Source organism: Deltaproteobacteria bacterium (assembly GCA_016709225.1).
Taxonomy (GTDB): Bacteria; Myxococcota_A; Polyangia; order Nannocystales; family Nannocystaceae; genus Xiheibacterium; species Xiheibacterium phototrophicum.
In genome coordinates, this window is the sequence record JADJEE010000001.1 from 2,862,343 (window position 1) to 2,888,083 (window position 25,741).

20 protein-coding genes and 1 other RNA gene are annotated in these 25,741 nt (G+C 71.9%); 5 read left to right on the forward strand and 16 right to left on the reverse strand.

Annotation, left to right across the window (positions count from 1 at the left end; translation table 11 throughout):
- Positions 1–14 precede the first annotated feature (14 nt).
- Entirely contained in the window at positions 15–815 is an 801-nt protein-coding gene (locus tag IPH07_11625) for an HAD-IIB family hydrolase (protein MBK6918041.1), read from the forward strand.
- On the opposite strand, the gene IPH07_11630 is transcribed toward IPH07_11625, so the two are convergent.
- The 3 genes from IPH07_11630 to IPH07_11640 all read right to left on the reverse strand — a co-directional run bounded on the left by IPH07_11630 (position 812) and on the right by IPH07_11640 (position 5,173).
- On the reverse strand, positions 812–2,029 hold the full coding sequence (locus IPH07_11630) for a succinate dehydrogenase/fumarate reductase iron-sulfur subunit (GenBank protein ID MBK6918042.1): 1,218 nt from the start codon (positions 2,027–2,029) through the stop codon (positions 812–814). The two genes, IPH07_11625 and IPH07_11630, sit on opposite strands and share 4 nt — an antisense overlap.
- Positions 2,030–3,534: 1,505 nt before the next feature.
- Positions 3,535–4,209 carry a succinate dehydrogenase cytochrome b subunit gene (locus IPH07_11635; GenBank protein ID MBK6918043.1) on the reverse strand — a complete coding sequence of 225 codons (675 nt, stop codon included), beginning with the start codon at positions 4,207–4,209 and terminating at the stop codon, positions 3,535–3,537.
- Positions 4,210–4,225: 16 nt separating this feature from the next.
- Positions 4,226–5,173, reverse strand: a complete 948-nt coding sequence (locus IPH07_11640) for an alpha/beta hydrolase (GenBank protein ID MBK6918044.1) — start codon at positions 5,171–5,173, stop codon at positions 4,226–4,228.
- A gap of 210 nt (positions 5,174–5,383) precedes the next feature.
- Between IPH07_11640 and IPH07_11645 the strand changes: the two genes are divergently transcribed.
- Positions 5,384–7,465 carry a hypothetical protein gene (locus IPH07_11645; protein ID MBK6918045.1) on the forward strand — a complete coding sequence of 694 codons (2,082 nt, stop codon included), beginning with the start codon at positions 5,384–5,386 and terminating at the stop codon, positions 7,463–7,465.
- A 19-nt stretch (positions 7,466–7,484) separates the two neighbouring features.
- Positions 7,485–8,090 carry a hypothetical protein gene (locus IPH07_11650; GenBank protein MBK6918046.1) on the forward strand — a complete coding sequence of 202 codons (606 nt, stop codon included), beginning with the start codon at positions 7,485–7,487 and terminating at the stop codon, positions 8,088–8,090.
- A gap of 10 nt (positions 8,091–8,100) precedes the next feature.
- Here IPH07_11650 and IPH07_11655 read toward each other — a convergent pair whose 3' ends face one another.
- The 10 genes from IPH07_11655 to IPH07_11700 form a co-directional block, all read right to left on the reverse strand.
- Complete coding sequence (locus IPH07_11655; GenBank protein MBK6918047.1) at positions 8,101–9,207, reverse strand: penicillin-insensitive murein endopeptidase; 1,107 nt, start codon at positions 9,205–9,207, stop codon at positions 8,101–8,103.
- Positions 9,208–9,494: 287 nt separating this feature from the next.
- On the reverse strand, positions 9,495–10,607 hold the full coding sequence (locus IPH07_11660) for a hypothetical protein (GenBank protein ID MBK6918048.1): 1,113 nt from the start codon (positions 10,605–10,607) through the stop codon (positions 9,495–9,497).
- A gap of 11 nt (positions 10,608–10,618) precedes the next feature.
- Positions 10,619–12,046 carry a trypsin-like serine protease gene (locus tag IPH07_11665; GenBank protein ID MBK6918049.1) on the reverse strand — a complete coding sequence of 476 codons (1,428 nt, stop codon included), beginning with the start codon at positions 12,044–12,046 and terminating at the stop codon, positions 10,619–10,621.
- Between the two features lie 208 nt (positions 12,047–12,254).
- Positions 12,255–12,887, reverse strand: a complete 633-nt coding sequence (gene upp, locus IPH07_11670) for a uracil phosphoribosyltransferase (protein ID MBK6918050.1) — start codon at positions 12,885–12,887, stop codon at positions 12,255–12,257.
- Between the two features lie 163 nt (positions 12,888–13,050).
- Positions 13,051–14,628 (reverse strand): methyltransferase regulatory domain-containing protein, encoded by a 1,578-nt coding sequence (locus IPH07_11675; protein ID MBK6918051.1) that lies wholly within the window; start codon positions 14,626–14,628, stop codon positions 13,051–13,053.
- Positions 14,625–15,878, reverse strand: coding sequence for a hypothetical protein (locus IPH07_11680; GenBank protein MBK6918052.1), 1,254 nt, complete (start codon positions 15,876–15,878; stop codon positions 14,625–14,627). Before IPH07_11680 ends, IPH07_11675 begins: the two co-directional genes overlap by 4 nt.
- 26 nt (positions 15,879–15,904) lie before the next feature.
- Entirely contained in the window at positions 15,905–17,071 is a 1,167-nt protein-coding gene (locus tag IPH07_11685) for a hypothetical protein (protein ID MBK6918053.1), read from the reverse strand.
- A gap of 137 nt (positions 17,072–17,208) precedes the next feature.
- Positions 17,209–18,231, reverse strand: coding sequence for a hypothetical protein (locus tag IPH07_11690; protein ID MBK6918054.1), 1,023 nt, complete (start codon positions 18,229–18,231; stop codon positions 17,209–17,211).
- The gene (locus tag IPH07_11695) at positions 18,228–19,367 is read right to left on the reverse strand and encodes a hypothetical protein (GenBank protein ID MBK6918055.1); all 1,140 of its coding nucleotides are present in this window, start codon (positions 19,365–19,367) and stop codon (positions 18,228–18,230) included. Before IPH07_11695 ends, IPH07_11690 begins: the two co-directional genes overlap by 4 nt.
- Positions 19,364–19,936, reverse strand: coding sequence for an RNA polymerase sigma factor (locus IPH07_11700; GenBank protein MBK6918056.1), 573 nt, complete (start codon positions 19,934–19,936; stop codon positions 19,364–19,366). Before IPH07_11700 ends, IPH07_11695 begins: the two co-directional genes overlap by 4 nt.
- 278 nt (positions 19,937–20,214) lie before the next feature.
- Between IPH07_11700 and IPH07_11705 the strand changes: the two genes are divergently transcribed.
- Positions 20,215–21,612, forward strand: coding sequence for a hypothetical protein (locus IPH07_11705; GenBank protein MBK6918057.1), 1,398 nt, complete (start codon positions 20,215–20,217; stop codon positions 21,610–21,612).
- A gap of 10 nt (positions 21,613–21,622) precedes the next feature.
- Here IPH07_11705 and IPH07_11710 read toward each other — a convergent pair whose 3' ends face one another.
- The 3 genes from IPH07_11710 to IPH07_11720 form a co-directional block, all read right to left on the reverse strand.
- On the reverse strand, positions 21,623–22,546 hold the full coding sequence (locus IPH07_11710) for a hypothetical protein (protein MBK6918058.1): 924 nt from the start codon (positions 22,544–22,546) through the stop codon (positions 21,623–21,625).
- A 107-nt stretch (positions 22,547–22,653) separates the two neighbouring features.
- An RNA gene (gene rnpB, locus IPH07_11715) (RNase P RNA component class A) lies at positions 22,654–23,027 on the reverse strand.
- Positions 23,028–23,112: 85 nt separating this feature from the next.
- Positions 23,113–24,558 (reverse strand): hypothetical protein, encoded by a 1,446-nt coding sequence (locus IPH07_11720; protein ID MBK6918059.1) that lies wholly within the window; start codon positions 24,556–24,558, stop codon positions 23,113–23,115.
- Positions 24,559–24,653: 95 nt separating this feature from the next.
- On the opposite strand from IPH07_11720, the gene IPH07_11725 reads away from it, so the two are divergent.
- The gene (locus IPH07_11725) at positions 24,654–25,727 is read left to right on the forward strand and encodes an ATP-dependent 6-phosphofructokinase (GenBank protein MBK6918060.1); all 1,074 of its coding nucleotides are present in this window, start codon (positions 24,654–24,656) and stop codon (positions 25,725–25,727) included.
- Positions 25,728–25,741: the final 14 nt, after the last annotated feature.

Consider the following 25,741-nt stretch of genomic DNA (forward strand, 5'->3'; position numbering starts at 1 on the left):
GTATGAGCAAGCCCGTGATCGGACTGGTCTGCATCGACGTCGACGGCACCTTGATCGGCAACGACGGCGAGATCGCGCCGCGAGTGTGGGATGCGGCCGCGCGCGCGCGCGCGTGCGGCATCCGACTCGCGATCAACACCGGGCGCCCCGGCTTCGGCATCGCGCGACGCTGGGCCGAGCAGCTCGACCCCGAGGGGTGGCACGTGTTCCAGAACGGCGCGAGCGTGATCCAGCTGGGCGGCGACGGCCGCCGCTCCTCACCACTGCCGCCCGAGGCGGTCGCGCGGCTCGTCGCCCGCGCCGCGGCGACCGGACGCGCGCTCGAGCTCTACGCCGACGACGAGCACGCGGTCGAGCAGGATGTTCCGCGCACGCGTGCCCACGCGGACCTGCTGGGCATCGAGTTCCGCACCCGCGCCTTTGCCAGCCTCACGCAGCCGATCGTCCGCGCGCAGTGGCTGTTGCCCACCGATGCGCTCGACGAGGTCATGGCCGAGCCACGGGACGGCCTCGAGGTGGTGCCGTCGACCTCGCCGCTGATGCCCGACACCGTGTTCGTGAACCTCACCGGCGCCGGCATCTCGAAGCACGTCGGCGTGCGGGCCGTGGCTGGGGCGCTGGGGCTCTCGCGCGAGCAGGTGATGGTCGTGGGCGACGCGATGAACGACCTGCGCGCGCTGCAAGAAGCCGGTTTCCCGGTCGCGATGGCCAACGCGGTGCCCGAGGTCAAGGCGGTCGCGCGCCTGGTCGTCCCCGACGTCGAGCACGCCGGGGTCGCCGACGCGCTCGAGGCCGCGATCGCGACGCGGCGTTAGTCGTCGACGACGGCCGCGCGCATGAGCTCGCGGTTGAGCGTCGCGATGGCGTCGAGCTTGATCGACTTGGGGCACACCGCTTCGCACTCGCCGTGGTTGGTGCAGCCGCCGAAGCCCTCGGCGTCCATGCGCTCGACCATGCGGCTGACGCGGTTCGATCGCTCGACCTTGCCCTGCGGCAGCAGCGACAGGTGCGAGACCTTGGCGCCCACGAACAGCATCGCGCTGGCGTTCGGGCACGCGGCCACGCACGCACCGCAGCCGATGCAGGCCGCGTAGTCGAAGGCCTTCTCCGCGGTGTGCTTGCCGATCGGCATCGCGTTGGCGTCGGGCGCCGCACCGGTTCGCACCGACACATAGCCGCCCGCCGCCATCACCCGATCGAACGACGAGCGATCGACCACGAGGTCCTTGATGACCGGGAACGAGCGCGCACGGAACGGCTCGAGCGTGATGGTCTCGCCCGACTTGAACTCGCGCATGTGGATCTGACACGTGGTCGTGGCCGCGCGGGGCCCATGGGGCACCCCGTTGACGACCAACGAGCACGCGCCGCAGATGCCCTCGCGACAGTCGTGTTCGAACGCCACCGGCAGCTCACCCTTGCGGATGAGGCCGGCATTGAGCAAGTCGAGCGTCTCCAACAACGACATGTGTTCGTCGGCCTCGAGCTCGTAGTCCCGCAGGCCCGCGCTCGTGTCGTTGGGTCCGCTCTGCCGCCAGATCTTGAGTCGAACGCGCACTACTTGTAGCTCCGGGTCGAAAGCTTGACGTTCTCGAAGGCCAGCGGCTCGGTGTGCCGCAGCGCCGGGCGATCGTCGCCCTGATACTCCCAGACCGCCGCGTGGCAGAAGCGTTCGTCGTCGCGCTCCGCCTCGCCCTCGGCGTTCTGGTGTTCCTCGCGGAAGTGGCCGCCGCAGGACTCGTCGCGCTCGAGCGCGTCGCGGCACATCAGCTCGCCGAACTCGAGGAAGTCGGCGACGCGGCCCGCGTGCTCGAGCCACGGGTTCAGCTCCGATGCGCTGCCGGGCACCGCAGCCTCGTGCCAGAAGCGCTCGCGCAGCTCGGGGATGAGCTTCAGCGCCTGCTGCAGCCCTTCGGCGGTGCGGCCCATGCCGCAGTGGTCCCACATGATGCGGCCGAGCTCGCGGTGGAGGTCGTCGACCGGGCGCTTGCCCTTGAGCGACAGCAGCTTGTCCGTCCGTGCCCGGCATTCCTGCTCGGCCTGCTTGAAGGCGGGATCGTCGGCGGTGACCTTGCCGCGGTGCCCCGTCGCGAGGTAGTGGCCGAGCGTGTACGGGATCACGAAGTAGCCGTCGGCGAGGCCCTGCATCAGCGCGCTGGCGCCGAGGCGGTTGGCGCCGTGGTCGGAGAAGTTGGCCTCGCCGAGCACGTGCAGGCCGGGGATCGTGCTCATGAGGTTGTAGTCCACCCACAGGCCACCCATGGTGTAGTGGACCGCGGGGTAGATCTGCATCGGCGCGACGTACGGACTCACCGCCGTGATGCGCTCGTACATCTCGAAGAGGTTGCCGTAGCGCTCCTCGATCGCGGGCTTGCCAAGCCGTCGGATCGAGTCGCCGAAGTCGAGATAGACCGCGTTGCGCTGGCCGAGCACCTCGGGCCCCACGCCGAGCCCGTCGTCGCAGACCTTCTTGGCAGCGCGCGAAGCCACGTCGCGCGGCACCAGGTTGCCGAAGCTCGGGTAGCGCTCCTCGAGGTAGTAGTAGCGCTGCGACTCGGGGATCTTCGCCGGGTCGGTCTCGGCGTTGCCGGGGTTGCGCGGCACCCAGACGCGGCCGTCGTTGCGCAACGACTCCGACATGAGCGTGAGCTTCGACTGGTACTGACCGCGCTGCGGGATGCAGGTCGGGTGAATCTGCGTGAAGCAGGGGTTCGCGAAGCCGGCCCCGCGCTTGTAGCAGCGAAACGCCGCCGTGACGTTCGAGGCCTTGGCGTTGGTCGAGAGGTAGAAGACGTTGCCGTAGCCGCCGGTGCACAGCACCACCGCGTCGGCGGCCCACGAGCGGATCGCACCGTCTTGGAGGTTGCGCGTGACGATGCCGCGGGCGTGGCCGTCGACCAGCACCACGTCGAGCATCTCGTGGCGCGCGTGCATCGTGACCTTACCGGCCTCGATCATGCGCACCAGCGCCGAGTAGGCGCCGAGCAGAAGCTGCTGGCCGGTCTGGCCGCGGGCGTAGAACGTGCGCGAGACCTGGGCGCCGCCGAAGCTGCGGTTGTCGAGCATGCCGCCGTACTCGCGGGCGAACGGCACGCCCTGCGCGACGCACTGGTCGATGATGTCGACCGAGACCTGCGCGAGGCGGTAGACGTTGGCCTCGCGCGCACGAAAGTCGCCGCCCTTGACGGTGTCGTAGAACAGCCGCCACACGCTGTCGCCGTCGTTGGGGTAGTTCTTGGCGGCATTGATGCCACCCTGCGCGGCGATCGAGTGCGCGCGACGGGGGCTGTCTTGGATGCAGAAGCAGTCGACGTCGTAGCCGAGCTCCGCGAGGCTGGCGGCCGCCGATGCGCCGGCGAGCCCGGAGCCGACCACCGCGATGCGGTACTTCCGCTTGTTGGCGGGATTGACGAGCTTGAGCGCGAAGCGATGGTTGTCCCACTTCTCGCGCAGCGGCCCAGGAGGAATCTTGGCGTCGAGTTCCATGACGATGAACGGCTCTCTATGCGGCTCTCGAGGGGGCGAAGCAGGGCGCTAGGGCTGCACGAGCCCGAACAGGCACGCCAGCGGCACGCAGGCGAACCCGGCCAGCACCGCGACGCCGACCACTGGACCTGCGGCCTCGCACGCGCGGCGGAAACGACCGGTCGACAGGCCCAGGGTCCGCAGCGCGCTGCTGGTGGCGTGGGTGCAGTGCATGGCGACGGCGAACACCGCGACCAAGTACAGCACCGTGATGAGCGGATGCTGGAAGCTCCGCACGAAGTTGCCGTAGACGTCGGGCCGGCCCAGCGAATCCAGCGTGTGGAAGTACTCGGGGTGGACCCAACCCAGCGTGAAGTGAGCCAGGTGGTAGAGCAGGAACGCCACGAACGCGATGCCGGTCAGCAGCATCGTGCGGCCCTGCGTGGTCGCGCGCTGGTAGTTGCGCGCCGCGTAGTCGTGGGGTCGCGCGGTCCGGTTGCGCTGCGCCATCATCACGCCCGAGCGCGCGTGCACCACGAGGATGCCGAGCAGACCGAGGCGCGCAACCCACTTGAGCGCGCCGAGGTTCTGCAGCGTCTGCGCGTAGGCGTTGTAGACGTTGCGGCCGCCGAACACCTGCAGGTGCCCGAGCATGTGCACCAGCGCGAAGCCGACGAGACCGATGCCACACGCGGCCATGAGGACCTTGGTGGCGATGGTGGAGCGGAGGACGGAAGCAGTCATGGGTGGCAGCGTGGAGTCAGACCCCGGTGTCGCGGAGGAACGCGAAGATGTCACGCCAGCAACGACGCGCGTTGCGACGGAACACCAGCGCATGGAAGGCATGGGGCTCGCCGGGATACTCCGGCGCGCGGTGGGGCACGCCGCGCCGTGCGAGCACGCGCGCGAGCCGACGGTTGTCCTCGATGAGTGGATCGGCGGTGCCAACCGGGGCGAAGAACGGCGGCAGCGGGCGCTCGAACTCCGCCTCGCACTCGAGCACGCACAGCGGATCGGCGAGCGCGAGCGCGGGATCGTCGGTCGACGCGTGGGCGCCGAGATAGGCGTGGGTGACCTCTTCGAGTCGATCGTGCACGAACCATGAGACGCCGTGCTCACGTCGGTAACGATCCGGGTCGGTGACCTGCAACAGACCGCACGCCGGGATCACTGCGCGGGGCACCGCGTCGGCCTCGAACACCGCGTGCGCCCACGGCTCGGGCCGGCGCTGGCAGCTCGCGATCGTCAGCGCGGTGACCAGGTTCGCGCCGGCGGACTCGCCCGCGAGCACGAGCCGTGAGGCGTCGCCGCCGTAGCGCGCGGCGTTCGCCCGCACCCATGCGAACGCGGCTGCGACGTCCTCGAGCCCGGCCGGGAACGGATCGCGGGGCGCCAGGCGGTAGCTGACGTTGAACACCACGTAGCCGGCGCGCGCGAACGCAATGCCCATCACCCAGTGGGTGTCCTTCGAGAGCACGCGGAAGCCACCGCCGTGCACGTAGATCACCACCGGCAGCGGGCCCTGGACGTCCTGCGGGCGGTAGACGTCGAGGCGATGCTCGACCCTCGACGAGTCGCGATACGTGACGTCGCGGATGCACTCGACGCCGTGACGCTCGGGACGCGCCGCGGGCACCATGCGTCCGGCGGCGGAGAGCCCACGCCAGATGTTGTCGACGACCACGCGTCCTGCGTGTCTGCGCAGCATCGCGGGCCACGGGCGCACCGATCGCGTCGATGGTTCGCCTGCGGTGGGCGTCGGGGGCCTCACGCGCGGCATGATACCACCATCGCGCGGTCCGACCGCGCCCCGGTCGCCCACGGTTCGTGCGCTTGGTTCGTGTGGTCGCAAAACACTGCTACGATCCCGGGAAAGCCGATGGTGGACAGCCCGCGCGCGAACGAAAGCTCTGGCTCGGTGCCGATCGTGCTGTGCTGCGCGATCGACGGGGCCGAGACCACCGCCGCGGTGGCGACGATGCTCGAGCAGCGCGGCCACCGCGTCGCAATCACGCGCGGCGTCGAGAACGATCCACATCTGCTCGCGACGGCCATCGAGGCCAACCGCGGCGCGGGGCTCTACGTGCTCGTGCGCGGCGGCGCCTTCGATCGCGAACGCATCGACGCCGTGCGCGAGATCCTGCTCGCGCATCGGGTGCCGTTCGGGCGCACGCTCACGCTCTCGCAGGCACGCGCCGACGAGATGCTCGAGCGCATCGATCAGAGTCTGCGCCGCATGGTCGCCCACCTGCCGGTGGCGCCCAAGGGCGAGGCGCCCGTCTCGACCGCGGCGCCACAGGTTCGGCGCGCGACATTGATGATGCCGGCCCCGGTCGCGCCGCGGCCGAGCAAGCCCGCCGCGAGCCCGAGCGGCGCGACGGCCCGGCCCGCCGCGTCGGCCGAGCCGGCCGCGGGCAAGCCCGCCGGCGTGCGTCGGCCCACCATGGCGCCGCCACCTCCACCGCGACGCAGCAGCGCGGTGCTGCCCGAGGCCAACACCGTCGCGCAGCACCGCGAGCCCGAGGTGATCGCCGAGGATCCGCGCGAGCAGACCCGCGCGGACGCGCCGAGCACGGAGACCAACGCCGGTGCCACGCCCGAGACCACCGCCGGCGTGGCCTCGCTCGACACCCACGCGGGTGCCCACGCCGGCGTCACACCCGACACCACCGCGGGCGCGGTGACGCCCAACACCTTCTCGGGTGTGGTCACGCTCGACACCACCGCCGGCGTGCTCGAGCCGGACGCATCCGCGGGCGGGCCCTCGCCCGATACCAGCGCCAGCGCGATCGAGCTCGACGCAGAGATGCTCGAGGAGCTCGCCGCCGGTGCTTCGGTGGTCGCGCGCGCCCCCGCGTTCGACGAGGAGGCACCGACCGGCATCGATCTCGACCGCGCGCTCGAAGACCTCGGGGTCGATCGCACGCAGGTCGCCGCGGCACCGCGTAGCGGCACGCAGGTGGCGGCGACGATCCCCTTCGAGGGTTATCCCGACGACGACGGCTTCGATCGCGCCGACATCACGCAGATCGCCCCGGCGCCCGCGGCCCCGCCACCTTCGCCGAGCATGGTGCCTGCGGCGATCCCCACGCCGCCCGCGGCGGTGCTGCCCGCGATGACCACCGCCGCGGTGGCCCCGACGGCTGCGCCGGCCCTCGCGCTCGACGGCGAACCCATCGAGGACGCACCCCGCGGCCGCTGGATCGCCGCCGCGGCGGTCGCGAGCATCGCAATCGCCATCGCGGTGGTCGTGAGCTTCGCCCGCGGCGGCGACGCGGCCGACGACGACGCGACGCGCACGGCCGCGGCCCAATCCGACGCGAAGCCAGAGCCCGACGCGACGCCGGAGCCCGACGCGACGCCCGACGCGACGCCCGACGCGAAGCCAGAGCCCGACGCGACGCCCGACGCGAAGCCAGAGCCAGACGCGAAGCCAGAGCCAGACGCGAAGCCAGAGCCGGACGCGAAGCCAGAGCCAGACGCGACGCCCGACGCGACGCCAGAGCCAGACGCGAAGCCAGAGCCCGACGCGAAGCCAGAGCCCGACGCGAAGCCAGAGCCCGACGCGAAGCCCGACCCGCGCGAGCAAGAGCCGCCCGCGCCGACGCGCACGGCCGCGCGCACGCCCTCCCGCGCAGCGCAGGAGGCCGCCGCACCGCCGCGCACGCGCGTGATCGCGGCCCTGCGCGCGCGCACGATCCGTGCCCTCGACGTGCTGCTGGTCGCCCGGCAGCGCGGGACGATGACCGTCGCCGATGCCGAGAAGCACTGCGACGCGCTCGACGTCGCCGGCGTCGCGCACTGGCGCCTGCCCGCACTGGGGGAGCTGGCGTCACTGACCGACGCGGGCATGCTGGCGCGGGGTGCCTACTGGACCAACACCGCCGCCGACACCTTCGGCGACACCCGGATGGCGTGGAACTCCAGCCGTCGCGAGGCGAGCGTGCGGTACAAGCCCGCGGCAGTGGTGTGCGTGCGGAGCGATCATGGCGACGGTTGAGCCCCGACCGCTGCGCTTGATGGTGTACGACCGCACCTGTCGCGGCGGTCCGTGGCTACCCGGCCTCTCGCACGCGTGGTGGTCCGGTGCACGCCTCTACAAGGCGCTGGGCCGGCTCGACGCGTATCGCGGCGTGGGCTCGTGGGACGAGGCGCTCGACTGGCTCGCCAGCCACGAGCCCGAGCGACCGATCGCGGAGATCCAGTACTGGGGGCACGGCAAGTGGGGCGCCGCGCGGGTCGCCACCCAACCGCTCGACGAGGACGCGCTGCGTCGCGGCCACGGCCTGCGCACGCGCCTCGATCGGGTCGCGGCCCGCATGTGTCGCGGCGACGCCGGCCTGCTGTGGTTTCGCACCTGCGAGACCTTCGGTGCGCGCCCCGGTCATCGCTTCGCGCAGCACCTCGCCGAGCTCATCGGCTGCCGCGTCGCGGGCCACACCTACATCATCGGGCACTGGCAGAGCGGACTGCACTCGTTGCTGCCGGGCGAGACGCCGTCGTGGTCGGACGAAGAGGCACTGCTGGACGGGACCCCGGACGCGCCGCGTCGCGCCGCGTGGTCGCGCCTCCGCGCGCCCAACACGATCACGTTCCTGCACGGACGGATCCCGTCCGGCTACTGACCGCGGCGCGCTACAGCGCCTCGACCGAGCTGCTGCGACAGCGGAGGTTGCCGTCCTCGCACGCGAAGCGCACGTGCATGTGGTCGCGGTGGCCGTGCTCGTGCTTCACGATGGTGTGCACGCGGGCGTCGGGGTTGGCGGCGCTGAAGATTCGCTCGACCTCCTCGCGCGACACGTGCTTGGCGGCCTCGCGCGCGAGCACCCGCTGCAGCTTCGCGCTGATGAAGATCTGCTGCACGTCGCCGGTCGCGATGAGGGCCTGCACGAACGCCCACGTGCGGGGGGCGTCGATCGAGCTCTCGGTCGCCGCGCGCCAGAAGCGTTCGCCCTCGGGCGCGGGATCCTTGAGCACGTAACCGATGTCGACGTCGCGACCGCTGCGGTGCGAGACGTGGGGATCGATGTGACCGCCGCTGCGACGCGAGAGCTCACCGATGCGCAGCGCGGGCGCGCTGGGATCGGCGGCCGCATAGGCGCGCATGGCCGTGAGCAGCGCGGTGATCGTCGTCGCGGATCCGAACGCGCGCGGCCGATGCTCGCGCAGGCGCCACGCCGGCCCCTCGGGTAGCGGGATCCCACGCAACAGGTGGCCCTTGTTCGGCGCGCCGACGGACTGGGTCGGCTTGCGGGGGTCGGCGACGTGCACGACCAGGCGCGTGCCGGCATCGACCCATGCGTCGGCGTCGTAGCCGGGGTTGAGCTCGCGGAGATCCTTGGGCCACATGCCCCAGTTGCCCGCGACGTCGACCAGCGGCATGCGACGCTCGACGGTCCAGCGCACCTGCAGCAGCTCGTCGGGGCCGACCGCGTCGGCGGGCGGTGCGACGATGGGCTCGAGCGCGGGCTCGGGTGGCGCGTCGGCGACTGCTGCCGCCGCGCGGGTGGTGGCCGCGAGCGCGGCGAGGTTGGGGAACACCGGCGCCTGCGGTGCCGCGCGCAGGGGCTCGGGCGCGCGTCGGGCCTGTGCCGCGGGCACGGCGACCGCAGGAGCACCGCCGATGGCGGTGGCAAGCGCCACGGTGGCGGCTGGCGTCGGCGTTTCGGCCGGCTCGAGGTGCCACGCGCCGAGGGCGAGCACCGCGAACAGACCGACGATCGCGTGTCGTCGCAGTCCCATCACGGATGGAACGATACGGCACCGCATGCGACCCGCGAAACCCCAACGGGACCGAAAAGCGACCGCTGCAGCCCCCATGCAGCGCGATGACGCAGGGGAACCACGCACGACTTCGGGCCCTGGATCACGCGATTTTCAACGCGACGATCCCAGGATCGATCACCGTTCGATCGTGGGCAGGATTCGGGAACCAATCGAGGTCGCAGACGTACGTCCGATGTACGACCCGCGCTCCACCCTCGCGCCGTTGGTCGCCGCCGACGCCGCACGAGGACCTCGAGGGCCCATCAGGGCGCCGGCGAGTCGTCGGCACGCAGCGCCGCATGCAGCCGCGTTCGCATCGCGATCGACTCGGGTGCACCGGCGATCTGCACCTGCGCCCGTGTCACGCCGTCGACGTCGGCAGTCGCCGCGTGCGGGAGCACGTGATCGTCGCGCAGCACCAACGTCGCCGTGCCAGCGCCGCTGGCGGCCTCGATGATCATCGGCGTCGCGCGATCGAGCGCCACGGTCGCGGCCGCGGCGTCGTCGGTGATCGCGACGTGACGCGTCGTGATCGACACCGTCGCGCCGTGCTCGTCGAGCGCGGTCAGGTGATGTTCGCGGGTCTGCTGCAGTGTGGCGCCCTCGCGCCGCACCGTCTGTGTCACGGTCCAACGCGCACCGACGCCGATCGGCGCGCGGGGCATCACCGGCAGCAGCTCCTGCAGCGCAGCGACCAGGCCACCCCGCTCGGGCGCGAGCTCGCGGGCGCCACCGTCGGCGCTCGAGCTCAGCTCCAGCCGCCCCAGTCGCCCGTCGGCACCGAGCTCGAGGGTGCCGGAGGTCGTGCGCAGCTCGTCGGCCACCCGCGTCAACGCCTGCTGCACGCGCGGCGTCGCGACGGCACCGTCGACGCTCGGCACCTGCACGTCGGTCACCGACAGCGCGAGCGCGGACGCCTCGCGACCGGTGCTCACCACCTCGCACAGCAGCGAGACCGTGAGCGCGGGGATCGTCGTCGACGGCACCACGCGGGTGCCGAGCGCGAGCGCGACCTCGAGCCCCAGCGACAGCTGCACCTGCTCGCGTTGTCCCTTGCGGGCCCGCCACGCGACGACGCGGCGTGGCTCGGCCCCCGCGTCGTCGAGCACGAGGCCCTCGGGCGCGGCAGCGCGACGCGGCAGCGCGACGAACTCCGCGGCCAGCGGGGCCGGCTCGGCGGCGGCCGGCTCGGCGGCGACGGCGACGGGCCGGGTCGGCGCGGGCGCGGGTGCCGAAGCGACGACGGCGGGTGCCGGTGCGGACTCGCCGGTCGCGTTCGTCGCGACGCGGGCGCGGGCGTGCGTGCCGTCGTCGACCTCGCACACGCACGCGGCCACCACCAGTCCCACCACTGCGATCGTACGCGCGGCCGTCACCGCCGCGCACGCTAGCACACCGGCGCCGCGCGACGCCGTCGTCGCGCGCACGCCCACACCAGCAGCCCCGCGACCCACCCATCGCCGCCGGCACCGGTGGAGCGACAGCCGCACCCCTGCGCGTCGGCGTCGAGTCCGAAGCCCGGCGGTAGCACGCCGCCCGCCGGCGCGTCGTCGGTGGTGTCGCCGACGCCGTCACCCTCGCCGCCACCGACGCTGCCATCGCCGTCGCCGCCGTCCTCGGCCGAGGGCGGCCGCTCGTCGACGCCGATCTCGACCGCGACCGCCTCGCCGAGGTTGCCGGCGAGATCGGTGGCCGTGGCCCCGAGCGTGTACACGCCGGGCTCGAGGTCGACGGCGTATTGGTAGGGCGCGCTGGCGTCGGGCTGCAGGGCAGTGCCGTCGATGGTGAGCACGACCTGCTGCACCCCGGTGCCGTCGCCGTCGTCCGCCGCGAGATCGACCAGTACCCGCGCGCGACCGCTGCCGGAATCACTGAGCAGCATCGCTCCGTCGTCGGGCGCGACGATGGTCACCGTCGGCGCGTCGTCGTCGTCACCCGCGAACGGCGTGCCGCAGCTCGCCGACCACCCCGAGCGCGGGCCGGCGTCGCACGAGGGCCACGTGCCGCTGCCCTGCCCCGGCGTGAGTGGGAACTCCGTGCACGCAGGTCCCGGGTTCCACGTACCGTCGGCGTCGTGGCACGGCGTGAGATCGACACCGCTCTCCGACTCGAACCACGCCATGCCGGTGTGCATCATCGAGTACCAGCCGCCGCCACCACAGCCGTCACCGTACGAGGTGATGCCGAACGCTCGCCACGAGCCGTCGTCGAGCTGCACGAACACCGGACCACCCGAGTCGCCCTGGCAAGTGTCGACTCCGTTGCCCCCGACGAAGGCCTCGTCGTTCTGGATGTAGCCGAAGCTGGCCTTGGCCTCGTACTTCACGCCGAAGTTGCCGTCGTCGGTGTTGCCGAAGCCGACCAACCACACCTCCTGCCCGCTGACCAACAGCTCGGTCTCGCAGCCCATCAACGGCGGCGTCACGGCGATGTCGGTGACGGCCTCGGAGAGCTTGCAGAAGGCCCAGTCGTTGCCCGCACCTGGACCGCCGCCGGGATAGACCTCGCAGAACGCCGGCGACACCGAGCGTCCCTGCTCGTAGATCGAGTTGCCGAAGAACACCTCGTCGATCTGCCCGCAGTGCGCGGCGTAGATCACGACCTCGGGGTGCACCAGCGTGCCCGTACAGCCGCCCAACGACACCGTGGTCGGCCACGAACACTCCGCCGACGGTCCGCCGCCATAGATGGGCTGCACCTCGGGTGGCGCGGTCAGCTGCGCCCCCGCGCTGGCGGTGGCGGGTGCGCCGAGCTGTGCCGACACGGTCATCGCAGCGATCGTGATCACGAGGTGTCGCGCGCGTGTGGTCCTCATCGCGCACGATCTTCGACAGCCCGCGACACCGCCCGCAAGGCGTGGGGCGCTGGTCGAGACGATCGTGCAAGTCGATCAGTCGCAGCCCCGCACCCGCCACCCGGTTTGCGCGAGTTGCCCCGCGAAGCCGCCCCCGCGCGGGCAACTTGCCCAACGTCGGCGACATCATCGCGGACCCGCTCCGGGGGCCGCGACGACGGCGGGGGCCTCACTTGGTGCCGAACAACCGATCGCCGGCATCGCCGAGCCCCGGCACGATGTAGCCGTGGTCGTCGAGGCGTTCGTCGATCGCCGGCGTATAGATCTCGACGTCGGGGTGGGCTGCGCTGAGCGTGCGGATGCCCTCGGGCGCGGCCAACAGGCACACGAACTTGATGTGGCGCGCGCCGGTCTGCTTGATGCGCGTGACCGCAGCGACGATGGAGTTGCCGGTCGCAAGCATCGGATCGACGAGGATCACCTGGCGAGTGTCCATGCTGGCCGGCACCTTGAAGTAGTACTCGATCGGCTGCAGCGTCTTGGGGTCGCGGTAGAGCCCGATGTGTCCGACCCGCGCGGCCGGCAGCACCTTGAGGATGCCGTCGAGCATGCCGGTGCCGGCGCGCAGCACCGACACCAGGACGACCTTCTTGCCGGCGACCATGGGCGCGCGGGTGACCGCGAGCGGGGTCTCGATCTCGACCAGCTCGGTCGGCAGATCACGGGTCACCTCGTACCCCATGAGCATCGCGATCTCTTCGAGCAGCGCGCGGAACTTCGTGGTGCTGGTGTCCTTGCACCGCATCAGCGTCAGCTTGTGGAGGATCAGCGGGTGTTCGATGACGTGGACGTTGGCGGACATGGCCAGTGACGCTCCTGCCGGGGGCGGGCCCGTAGGTATCACGGGCCCGCAGGCGGTGCGCTCGCATCGTTCGCGCCCGCCGGCTGCGGCCTGCCCGCGCCGCGTGCGACCCCGCAAACCGGGTCGGCCGCGGCCGCACGCGGGGCTCCCGCTTGGACCCGCTTCAGGGTGGTCCGCCGTCGGCCAGCAGCGACGAGCGGTGCAGCTGCGCGAGCGTGCGCTCGATCGCATCCGCGAGCGCGGCGGCCTGCCGCTGCGGTGACACGTCGACGCCCTCGGGCAGCACCACCGAGATGGCGCCGCGGGCCAGCAGCTGCATCGCCTTGGCGAGCAGCCCGGCGTGATCACGGGTGCCGTCGCAGGCGGCCAGCAGCTCGATCCCGAAGCCGTCGAGCGCGACACGCTGATGGCGAAGACTGGTCGCGGCGCCCGAGCTCCGCGCTTGCGCGCGCGCGACCGCCGGGGCCCACGGCCGCTGCGGTAGCGCGGTGGGGGCCCCGCACGGCTCGCAGCGGACGTCGAGACCCGAGCCCGAGATCACGCACTCGAGCAGGTCGGCGGCGAGCTCCGACTCGGCGCCCTCGGAGATGGCGATGCCAGATTCCCGCAGCAGCGTGGCGGCGCGTGCATGCAGCGTCGCGAAGTCGAGCTCGCGCGGCCAGCTGCGCTGCAGGCACGCCAGCGCGGCCTTGGTGATCGATCGCCCGCTGCTGATGCGACGCTCCTCGGCGTCGACGAAGCTGTGAACGACGCCGGGCCACAGGTCGATCGCCTCGCCCGCCGCGGTCGGCGGCAGGCCGAAACGAAGCCCGTGCATGCGTGCCGGCGACAGCGCGCGGTGGGGCGTGCGCTCGCCGTGGCACACCAGCGACGCGCGGAACTGCCGATTGCGCACGAAGTCGAGGTACTGCTCCATGTGCACGAGATCCGGCGCGATGCGATCGAGCGTGCGCCGCACGTCGTCGGAGAGCTCGCGCGAGAGCATCGTGTGCAGGTCGCTCTCGCAGAGGTAGCGTAGGCCGTGCTGCGCGAGTCGGTCGACGAACTCGTGGAAGTACAGCGGCTGATTGCACTCCTCGAGGTGCTCGTGGAAGAGGTAGTCGTCGCTGGCGTGCTCGAGCAGCGCCAGCTCCTTGCGCAGCTGCAGCGCGTGGGGCTGGTGATCGTGGCCGGCCACGCTGCGCGCCAGGAAGTCGACCAGCGCGCGCGCCTGGTCGATGGCGGCCGCGGGGGAAGCGATGCCGCGCACGTGCCAGCGCATCATGTCGCGCACCATCTCGCGCATGCGCCAGCCGGGATAGGTGTTGTAGCTGATGAAGGCGACGCCATCGGAGGTCAGCCGCTCGCGACAGATGGCGAGGATCTTGTCCTGCACCTCGCGCGGCACCCACGAGTAGACGCCGTGACAGATCACGTAGTCGAACTGGCCCCAGCGCTCGTCGACGTCGAGGATGCTCGCGGCGTGCAGCTCGAGGTTGCCCAGCTGCGCGGCCGCGGCGAGCTCGCGCGCGCGCTCGATCTGGCGCGGCGAGAGATCGACGCCGACGAAGCGAGCCTGCGGCAGCAGCTCGGCCATCGGCAGCAGGTTGCCGCCGCTGGCGCAGCCCAGCTCGAGCACCCGCGCGGTGGTCGGCGACGGCGGCTCCAGGCCGAACAGCCGCGCCAGCGTCGCGAGCCGATCGGGGTGCGTGCGGGCATAGGGATGGCTGGTGTAGGGGACCTCGTCGTAGCGGTTGCTCATCGCGTTCGTGCTCCCCGCTTCGCGCGCGCGCGCGGACCGGTCAGCTGGAACCATAGTGCCGCCTCGACGCCGACCACGAACTCGAGGCCACCGATCGCGAACAACGGCGCGCCGTCGACCGGCTCACGCACCCGCGCCGCGGCGCCCGATCGCAGCGCGCTCGCGGCCAGCTCGGCCGCCAGCCCCACGCGGGCCCGCATGCCACGCTCGGGCACCCGCCACGCATAGCCCACCGCGCCGCGCAGGGCCGCCCCCCACAGCACGGTGCGACCGCGACCGCGACTGCTCGCGAGCACCAAGCCGTGGCCGTTGGCGCGCACGCGCCAGGGCTCGAAGGTCGGTGCGATCGAGACCAGGTACTCGAGCGCGCCCACGCGTCCGACATAGCCGATGCGAGCGTCGAGGCGCGTGCGCACCAGTCGGTACTCGAGCGCGCTGTCGCCCAGCAGTCGCACCGACGCACCGACGGCGAGCCCGAACGGCGTGCGTACGTCGAGCCCTGCACGCCCTGCGAAATCGGGCGCTCCGCGACGTGCCCGCGGGGCCGCACCGAGCAGCAGCGACGCATCGACGACCGGGCCCAGCTGCCAGCCGCGGGGCTCGGGCGGCAACGCCTCGTCGACCGCGTCGTCCTCGGGCGTCGCGCGTGGCGGCGGCGCGGGCTTCGACGCGCGGCCAGGCGCTGGGCTCGGTTCGCGCAGGGGCGGTCGGACCGGTGGCTGCGGCGGCGTCGGCTGCTGCAGCGTCGGCACCACCAGATCGGTGCGATCGGGCGGCAGGTCCTCGTCGACCGCCGCCGCGAGCAGCCCCGCGACCTCGACCGCGAGCACGCGCGCGCGCCCACCCTCGCCGACCACCGCCTGCCGCACGTAGCCGCGACCATCGGAGGTGATGACGGCGATCGAGACCGGCACGTCGCCCACGGTCTCGCCCAGCACCTCGACGTAGACGTAGGCGCGCCCGGCCACCTGCGTGAAGGCGGCGGTGCTGTAGTCGAGCAGCTCCGCGTCCGGCCAGCGCGTGCGCAGCTCGGCCCGCAGCGCCGCAGGATCGACCGCGGTGCTGCGCACGATCACGGGCGCGTCACCGGCCGGCCGCGGCAGCGTGACGTCGGGTGCCGTCGCGGGGGCCGACGCCAGTGCGAGCGGAGCTCCCGCGCAAAGCCACGCTGCGATCACCCGGGCGACCCACACGCTCGCGGCAGGATCGCACGCGAGGACGCCACCCGTCACCTCGGGCGGCGTCCTCACGGCGAGGGACGCGGGCGTTGCGGGCGTCAGCCCTCGACCATGCCGCCGCAGCTCGGATCACCGGGGCAGTAGCACTCGATCACCGCCGCGTCGCACTCGGCGGGGTCGGAGCCCGAGTCGAGGCACGCGAGGTACGCGTCGTAGCATGGGTCCGGCTCCGGCTGCGGCCAGCAGGCGTACAGCTCCTCCTCGCACTGCTGCGGATCGGTGCCCGCCTCGAGGCACGCGTCGTACGCATCGAAGCACGGGTCCGGCTCCGGCTGCGGCCAGCAGGCGTACAGCTCCTCCTCGCACTGCTGCGGATCGGTGCCCGCCTCGATGCACGCGTTGTACGCGTCGTAGCACGGATCCGGCTCCGGCTGCGGCCAGCAGGCGTACAGCTCTTCCTCGCACTGCTGCGGATCGGTGCCCGCCTCGATGCACGCGTTGTACGCGTCGGAGCATGGGTCCGGCTCGGGCTGCGGCCAGCAGGCGTTCAGTTCCTCTTCGCAGGCCAGCGGATCATTGCCGCCCTCGATGCACGCGGAGTAGGCGTCGATGCAGGGATCGACGCCGGGACCGACGTAGCAGACCCACAGCTCGGCGGAGCACACCGGCTCGTCGATGCCGGCGTCGAGGCACGCGAGATAGCCGTCGAAGCACGGATCGGGCTCGGGCTCGGGATAGCACCACTGGTACAGCTCGGCGCACTCGGGCGCCATCGGCCCGTAGTCGGCCTCGCACTGCGCGATTTCCTGCTGGCACGGATCGATGGGCCAGCATTGCTCGAGCAAGGCGTCGCACTCGGTCGGGTCCTCGGCGACTTGGATGCACTGGTCGTAGGCCTCGAAGCACGGATCGGGCTCCGGCTCGGGGAAGCACATGCGCAGGATGTCCTCGCACTGCGCGGGATCCTCGACCGACTGCAGACATGTGTCGTACGCCTCGATGCAAGGATCGACGGGCGGTGGACAGTCCCCGCCGTCGTGCCCACCGTCGTCGCCGGGGCCGCCGTCATCGGGCGGGATGTTGCCCTCGCCGCCGCCTTCGTCCGGTGGCAGCTGGCCGTCGTCGGCATCGCCGTCATCGGCGGTCGCATCGCCATCATCGCCGAAGCCGTCGCCGAATTTCGGATCACAGGCGAGCAGTGCAGCAGTGGAGAGGATCATCGACGCGCGCAGACCGAGCGCGCGCACACCAGCGCGATTGAACATCGGATACTCCTTCGGTGGTTGGAGCGAGCCGTCGTGACCAGCGACATCCGCCGCGGCCGCGCCATCGCTCACTCGAGGAGACTTTCGCGTGAACCGTGTCGAGCTAACGCTCGCATTTCACGGCCGTGCGCGAGGGTTCAACAGGTCGGCCCGAGCGGCTCGAAGCAGCACGGATTCGCGGCGTCGAACGGCATGCAGCAGCCCGCATCGGGCGCGATGCAGCAGCTGCTGGACGGCTCGTAGCAGCACGGATCCGCGGGATCGAAGGGCTCACAACACGGCATGCCGGCCTGCTCGGCGGCGCAACAGCTCGACCACGGCGCGACACAGCACAGATCGCCCTCGGTACCGGTGCCTGGACAGCACGGCGCGGCGGGCTCGAGGCAACAGGGATCTTCGGGGTTCAGGCAGCACGGATCGTCTGGCCACACGCAACACGGATCCGACGGGTTCACGCAGCACGGATCCGACGGCAGCAGGCAACACGGGTCCGCCGGGTTCATGCAGCACGGGCCGCCCGGGTCGAGGCAGCAGGCCCCACCCGGATCGAGGCAGCACGGCCCAGCGGGGTCGAGGCAGCACGGCCCAATGGGATCGGCGCAACACGGCAAGGTCGGCTCGAGACAGCACGGATCACCGCAGCAAGGATCGCCACAGCAAGGATCGCCGGGACGACAGCACGGCACGATGCCGGGCGGACAGCACGACGGATTGAACGGATCGCCGCAGCACGCCATGCCACCGTCGTCGACGCAACACCAGGGATGGTCCAGACCGGCGGCACAGCACGCCACGTCGCCGGGTGCGATGCAGCAGTTGGGGTCGGCGGGGTCGCTGCAGCACCAAGGGTCGACCCCCGCCGCACAACACCAAGGGTTGCCCGGCGTCGCACAGCAGCCCGCATCACCCGGCGCGAGGCAGCACGCGGGATCGTCGAGGCACGGATCGGATGGCAGGTCGAACGGCACGTCGGGCGGCGAGCCGTCGGTGCAGCCGGCCTCACAGCCGGTGGTGTCGTTGCTCGAGGTGCTGCCGCCCTCGTGACCCTGCGTGACGCCGTCGGGCGGGCCGCCGTGATCGATGTAGAGCTCCTCGACGCTGCAGCCGAGCAGCAGCGCCGACGCGAGGCACCACCGCGAGGTGCGTCGCACCGCACTCATGGCGCGTCGTCGGCACCCTCGGTCGGCGGCTCGTCGCTCGGTGACCATCGCTCGGCATGGGCACGATACGCCCCCGACGGGAACCGCTGCAGGTAGTCCGCCCAGCAGCCGCGCTTGTCGGCGCTGGGCGCCGCGCGGCACAGACCCGCCTGCGCCGCGTCGGCGAAGCGGCCGTCGGGGAAGCGCCCGAGGTAGGCCTCGTAGAGGCCGCGTTGGCGATCGCCCCCGCCGCGGCGGGCCAGAGCGAAGCGCTCGGCGAAGGCGAGCTCGACCAGCGGGTGTTCGCGTCCGACCGCGATGACCTCGGCGTACAAGCGATCGGCACCCTCACGATCACCGGCCGCGAGCGCCGCTTGGGCCTCGCGATCGAGCCGCTGCAGCAGCGACTCGCGGGGAACCTCGCGCTCGCGCTCGCGTGCATGATCCCGTGCGGGCACTGCGTGCGAGCCGACGTCGTGGCGTGCGCCGTGGTGACGCCCAGGCGCGGGCGTGTCGCCGGGTGCAGCCGCATCGATCGCGGTGGGCAACGACGGCACCGGTGCCGGCACCGGCTCGGCCGGCGGGTGCCAGGGCGGTGCGACCGCGGCGGGGCGACGCGGCGCGGGCTCGGGCGCGCGATCGGTCGCACGCCAGCCATCGTCCTCGCGGACCTGCGCGACCGATTGCGTACCGCCGTGCTGCTCGGCCTGCTGCGACAGGCGCCAGCGCTCGAAGCGATCGAGCGAGAGCACCACGGCCGCTGCAGCCGCCAGCATGCACGCCGCAAACACACCGATGCGCAGTGACCTGCGCGAACGATCCGGCGCTCGCAGGGGCGGTGGACCAGCGGCGGCCCGCCGTGCGATGTCGGCCTCGGCCTCCTCGCGCGCGGCGAGCATCCACACGCGCAACTGGCCGTCGAAATCCGCGATCACGGCCGCCGGCGCGAGCGCGGCCGGGCGCCCCAGCTTGCGCGCACGATCGACCGACTCGGCCGGCACCGCCGCAGGGTCGATGCGATGGGCGCGAGCGACGATGGCCGCGAAGCTCGGCACCTCTGCCTGCGCGACGTCGGCCTCCGCGTGGTGACACGCGGCCTCGAAGAACGCGTCGGTGACGCGCTCCTCGTCGGGCAATCCGTCGCGCACGTCGGTCACGTCGCGGCCCCTCCGAGCGCGCCGCCGAACCAACCGCGACGGCCGAGCTCTTCGCGGATGCGATTGCGCGCTCGATTCACCCGCACGGCGAGGTTCTCGGCGGTGATGCCGAGGGTCGCCGCCGCCTCGGCGGTCGACAGGCCCTGCAGCTCGCGCAGCACGAAGGCCTCGCGCCAGCGCGGCGGCAGCTCGTCGAGCACTGCACCGAGCGCCCGCGATCGCTCGCGTCGCAGGTGATGGCTGTCGGGATCGCCACCGCCACCGGGCAACAGGCGCATCGCGACCTCGAGGCGCTCGTGGGCCCGCACGCCGTTGCGTTGCTTCCGCCAGTGCTTGCGCACGACGTTGAGCGCGATGCCATGCAGCCAGCCGGCCAGCCCCGCACGCCCGTGGGCGGCGTCGAAGCGCGCGTGCGAGGCCATCGCCTGCGCGAAGGTCTCCTGCGCGAGTTCCTCGGCGAGTCCCGCATCGTTGGCGAGATAGCGCAGCTGTCGGTACACGCCCATGTAGTGCTTCTGATAGATCTCCGACCACGCGTGCACGTCACCGCGTTCGGCGCGTGCGAGCACCTCCGGCGAGATCGTCGGATCGGGGGGGGACGAACCGGGTTCGACCTCCGTGGAGGTCACCGGTCGTAGGTGCGGTGGTCGAGTGGACATGGCCCGCGAGGTGGATGGGCGCCCGACGACAGGTCCTTCCCTCGAAGCGTAGCGCCATGACACCGCGGCCGTAGCCCCGCGAAAATCCCCCGCGATCCCGCACGCCTGGGCGAAGCCGCGCCGGCCCCCGACGCGCGGCCCCCGAGGCCCGCATCCGCGCGCCCGCGGGCGGTAGACTGCGGCTCGTGATGCGGCATGGCGTCGGCCTGATCCTCCTCGGCGCAGCACCCCTGGCGTGCTTCGACCCGGCGCGTTCGAACCTCGACGGCGGCGACACGGGCAGCTCGGGCAACGGCTCGACCGGGGTCAGCGCGACCGACAGCGACGCCAGCGCGTCGAGCACCGTCTCCGGCACCGCCTCGACCACCGCCTCGACCACCGCCTCGACCACCGTGTCGACCACCGACGCCGACAGCAGCAGCGGCGAGCTGCCGCCGCTGCCGTGCGTGGAGTCGATCCTCGAGCCCGACCTCGGCAGCAACCTCGTGCAGATCGACACCCAGGCCAGCGGGGACGACTTCGTCGGCACCTGTGGCGGCGCCGGCAGCCCCGACGCGGCGTTCGAGTGGCGCGTGCCCTACGACGGCTTCTTCGTGCTCGACACCCAGGGCTCGGATTTCGACACCGTGCTGTACGCCCTCGACGGCGCCTGCGACGGCGCCGCGATCGGCTGCAGCGACAATGGCGACGGCGTCGCCTACTCGCAGATCATCGCGTCGTTCGACGCCAGCCAGCGGGTCGTCGTCGTGCTCGACGGCAACGCCGGCGAGTCGGGCACCGCCCAGCTCAACATCAACCCGGTCGACTGCCCCGCCGCCGACGTCAGCGATCAGCTGCTGCCGCAGGACTTCTCCAATGTCGCGGGCAGCAATGTCCACGGGGGCAGCTGCGGCGGCGACGGCGTGCCCGAGCGTGCGTTTCGCTGGACGGCGCCCAACGACGGTCTCTTCCGCGTGCGCGCCAGCTCCGAGGACTTCACGCCCGCGGTCTACCTCGAGACCGGGCCGGTCTGCGGCGGGCCGCTGCTGGGCTGCAACGCCGACGGTGGCATCGGCCGCGGCGAGGTCGTGCGCGCGTTGGCGGCTGGCGCGTACGTGGTGGTGCAGGTCGACAGTCAAGGTGGCACCGGCGACTTCACGCTCGACATCACCGAGGTCACCGGCATGTGCCCCGAGTCCGCACTCGACGGCGCTTTCTCCGGCATCATCACCGACCACGACGACGTGATGACGTCGAGCTGCGGTCAGGACGGCTACGTCGACGGCCCCACCACCGTCACGCAGCCCGATCTGACGCTCTCGTGGATGTCGCCGGGCATGGTCGGTGCCAACAGCGGCTGCGACCTCGTGGTGACCACCGGCTTCCCGGCCTCGGCCGCGCTGCAGGAGGGCGCGTGCGACGGGCCCGAGAGCCAGTGCGTGACCTCGACCTTCGACGACGCCCAGATGCGCCACGTCAGCACCGTCAGCGTCGGACACATCCCGCCGACCGAGTTCACCCTCGTGGTCTCGCCGACCAGCCCGAGCTACTTCGGTTGGCTCGACGCGCAGGTCTCGATCGAGGTCTCGTGCTGGGCGGTCGCGTGACCGCGCAGCGTCAGCCGCACGCGAGGTCTTCGTAGGCTCCGCACGCGCAGCCGGCCTCGGCCGGGTACCACAGACCGGTGGCGTGGTTGCACCACTGGCAGGTCCCGCCGGCGGGCACGTGGCAGGTCGAGCACTCCATGCAGTACCAGGTCCCGAAGTTGGTCGCGTTGGGATCGGCCGACTGCCCGCAGTACGGCGTCCAGCAGCCGCCGCCCATGTTGATGCCGCCGGCGTCGCAGCTGTTGGCGACCCCCTCGGGGATCTCACAGCCGTTGGTCACGTCGCCGTCGCAGTCGGCCCACGGCGCGTCGCAGCTCAGCTCGCAGGCGCCCGCGTTGCAGCTCGCGGTGCCGTGGGGCCCCGCCACGCAGGGCATGTCGCAGCCGCCGCAGTTCGCGGCGTCGTCGAGCGGCAACTCGCAGCCGTCGCTCCAGTCGCCGTTACAGTTGCCGAACCCGACGTCGCAGGTGAGTCCGCCACACAGGCCGTCGACGCAGGTGCCGCCCTGCGCGTGCGGGGCCTCGCACGGTGATGGTTGTCCGATGCAGTGGCCCGAGCCGTCGCAGACGTCGCCGTTGGTGCAGGGGTCGTCGTCGTCGCACGCGTCGCCGGCCAGTCGCGGCTCGAACGCGCAGCCCCCCGACTTGCACACGCCGGGCAGGTAGCAGACCTCGTCGGAGAGCTCGCAGTCGGCATCGTCCTCGCACGCGCCGAGATCCGGTGGCATGCCGCTGCCGGGCCCGACCTCGCCTTCGTTGCCACCGACCGAGGTCGCGACCGAGGTCGCGCCGTCGGTACCGTCGGGCGACGTCAGACTCTCTTCGTAGGCGCCGTGGCTGCCCTCGGAGCCCGGCGCACCGCCGGCACACGCGATCACCAGCGCTGCGCACGGCAATGCGAAGCGAACGCGTGGGCGTGGGGCGTGGGCCGGCATCGACAGCCCAACATCATAGCGTAGTGTGGTCCGCGGCTCGCGCGCGGCGTGCAGTCGCGCGGGCTTGCCGTCGGGGCGGGGCGGCTCGACGAAAGTGGGAGGGCGGTCGGTCGAGACGGGTCGTAAGCCGGGTTCTGTCCCCGCCGCGATTGCTCGCATGCGGGTGATGATCATTCCTCTCGTGCGGCGCACCCGGGACGGGACGGGCAGCCCCTGGCGGAATCCTCGCGGACACCGCCTGCCCCTGTTCGGCCTTGCTCCGGATGGGGTTTACCATGCGGTCCTCGTCGCCGAGGACCCGGTGTGCTCTTACCACACCGTTTCACCCTTACCCGCGCGGACGCGGGCGGTCTGTTCTCTGTGGCACTTTCCTTCGGGTCACCCCGACTGGCGTCGAACCAGCACCCTGCCCTGTGGAGCCCGGACTTTCCTCGACGTGGGTGCCCGAGGGCACCACGGCGCGATCATCTTGTCCCGCTCGGCCGACCGTCCTCCCGTGCGCGATCTAGCACCGCGATCCCACGCGACGCAAGCGCGGGCGCGGTGGTTTCGACCTGCCGCGATCGTCAGTCGCCGCCGAGCTTGGCGACCCAGATGTCCGCGTTGTCGTTGTCCATCGCGCGGATCTGCCCCGTGACCGCGATGTCGTCGTTGCCATCGACCGCCACGCCGAGCGCCACGTCGCGGTTGCCCCCGTCGCCGGCGAAGGTCTGCGTCCACACCGTGGTGCCTTCGTTCGACCACTTGCGGATCCAGATGTCCGTGTTGGTGTCGGTCAGTCCCTTGAGGCCGCACACGATGAACGCGTTGGTCGAGTCGACCGCGATGCCGAGCCCGGCATCGTTGAGGATCGCCGGCCCGCCGAAGTTCTTCTGCCACACCAGCGCGCCGTCTTCGTTGGCGAACCGGCCCAGCCATACGTCCTGGTTGACCGCATTGACCGGGGTCTGCCCGGCCACGCCGACACTGCCGTCGGGCGCGACTGCGACGTCGAAGCCCGAGTCGGCGCCCATCTCCACGCTGTCCCAGACCACCGTCCACGCCTCGACGCCCTCGGGGTCGTACTTGCGCAGCCAGACGTCGCGCTTGAAGCCCTCGTCGGAGATGTAGCCACCGACGAAGGCGTTGTCGTCGGCGTCGACACCGACCCCGAGCGCACGGTCCTCGAGCGTCGACGGACCGCCGACGATCTCGCTGAAGCTCTCGGTGCCGTCGGAGGTGTACTTGGCAACCCAGATGTTGGTGTCGGCCATGTCGACGCGCACCGAACCCACCGCCCAGAGGTTGCCCTCGCTGTCGAACGCCGCGTCCTCGCCGATGTCGTTCTGGCTGTCAGGCCCGTCGACCACCGCGGTCCACAGGATGCCGCCGTCGGGATCGAGCTTGGCGATGAAGATGTCCGACGAGGTCTGGCCCACGCCGACGTCACCGACCACGCCGATGTTGTCGTCGGCGTCGATCGCCACGCCGTAGCCGCGATCGTCGGCGCCCATGCTGGGATCGAGCACGGTGGTCCAGATCTCGACGCCAGCGGGGTCGTACTTGCGCAGCCAGATGTCGGGGTTGTCGAGCGCGTCGACGATGTAGCCGACCACCACGACGTTGCCCTGGGAGTCGACCGCAACGCCCTGCCCGGCCTCGGCGACCTCGGCGGCACCAGGGATGACGTCGCTCCACAGCGTGGTGTCGACGACGGTGGTGCAGTCGACGTCGCAGCCGTCACCGGCCATCTGGTTGCCGTCATCGCACTGCTCCGGGGCCTCGACCACGCCGTTGCCACACTCGGGCACCGGCGAGGTCGTCATCACGGCCGTGGTCGAGCTCTCGTCGGCGCCCGACGTGCTGGTCGAGCTCTCGTCGGCGTCGGTGGTCGCGGTCGACGTGGTCGAGCCACCGCCGCTGCTGCTGCTGTCGGCCTGGCCCTCGCCGCCGCCGTCCTTGCCGCACGACGCCAACGCGACCACCACACCGGAGCCCAGCAAGACCGCACGTGCAGACGAGATCAGAGACATGGCAGGATGGTAGCAGAGGCAACATGGAAACCACCCACGAAAGCGGAGCGCGCGGAGGCGATGCGCGAGGCGATGCGGCGCACGGGGCCATCGCGGTGCTGACCTCCGGCGGCGATGCACCGGGCATGAACGCGGCGATCCGAGCCATCGCCAAGGTCGGTGCCAGCCGCGGCGTCGAGGTCGTCGGCGTGGTCGGCGGCTACACCGGGCTGCGCGAGGGTGCGTTTCGTCCGCTCACGCGCCGCGTCGGTGATCGCGTGTGGCCGGATCCCGAGATCGATGCCGCGGCGTCGCTCGGCGGCACCGTGCTGGGCTCTGCCCGCGAGCTCCGATTCCACACCCCCGAGGGCCGCGCGCCCGCGATCGCGCGACTGCGCGGGCTCGCGGGCCTGGTCGTGATCGGCGGCAATGGCTCGCTCGCCGGTGCGCACGCCCTGGCCCGCGAGTGCGGCACCCCGGTGGTGGGACTGCCAGCCTCGATCGACAACGACGTCGGCTGCAGCGCCAGCGCGATCGGGGTCGACACCGCGCTCAACACCATCGTTGCCGCCTGCGACAAGATCGGCGACACGGCCCGCGCCCACCGCCGCGCGTTCGTCGTCGAGGTCATGGGCCGCGACTGTGGCTACCTCGCGATGGCCGGTGCGATCGCAGCCGGGGCCGACGCGGTGCTGTTCCGCGAGCAAGGCCGCGACGAGGACGCGATCGTGGCCTCGGTCGAGCGTGCGATCCGCCGCGGCTTCGCCGACCGCGGCGAGGGTTGGGCGCGTCGACGCGTGCTCATCCTCAAGGCCGAGGGTGTCAGCATGCCGTGCACGAAGCTGGTGCGCATGGTCGAGGAGCGCCTCGGCGCCGACCTGCCCGGCGTCGACGTGCGCGCGACCGTGCTCGGTCATCTGGTGCGCGGCGGCAACCCCTCGTTCCAAGACCGCATGATCGCGGGACGCCTGGGCCTCGCGGCGGTCGACGCGGTGCTGGCCGGCACCACCGACGTGATGATGGGGTGGCAGGGCCCGCCGGGTGGGACCCCGACCGGCGACCCCTCGGTGAGCAGCTATCCGCTGCAAGTCGTGCTCGAGCAGAGCGCGGCGCTGGTCGACGGCAGCAGCCCGATCACGCGGCGCCGCGTGCAGCTGATGGAACAGGTCGAGGGCGTGCTGGGCCTGTGAGGCCCGCGCCAGGT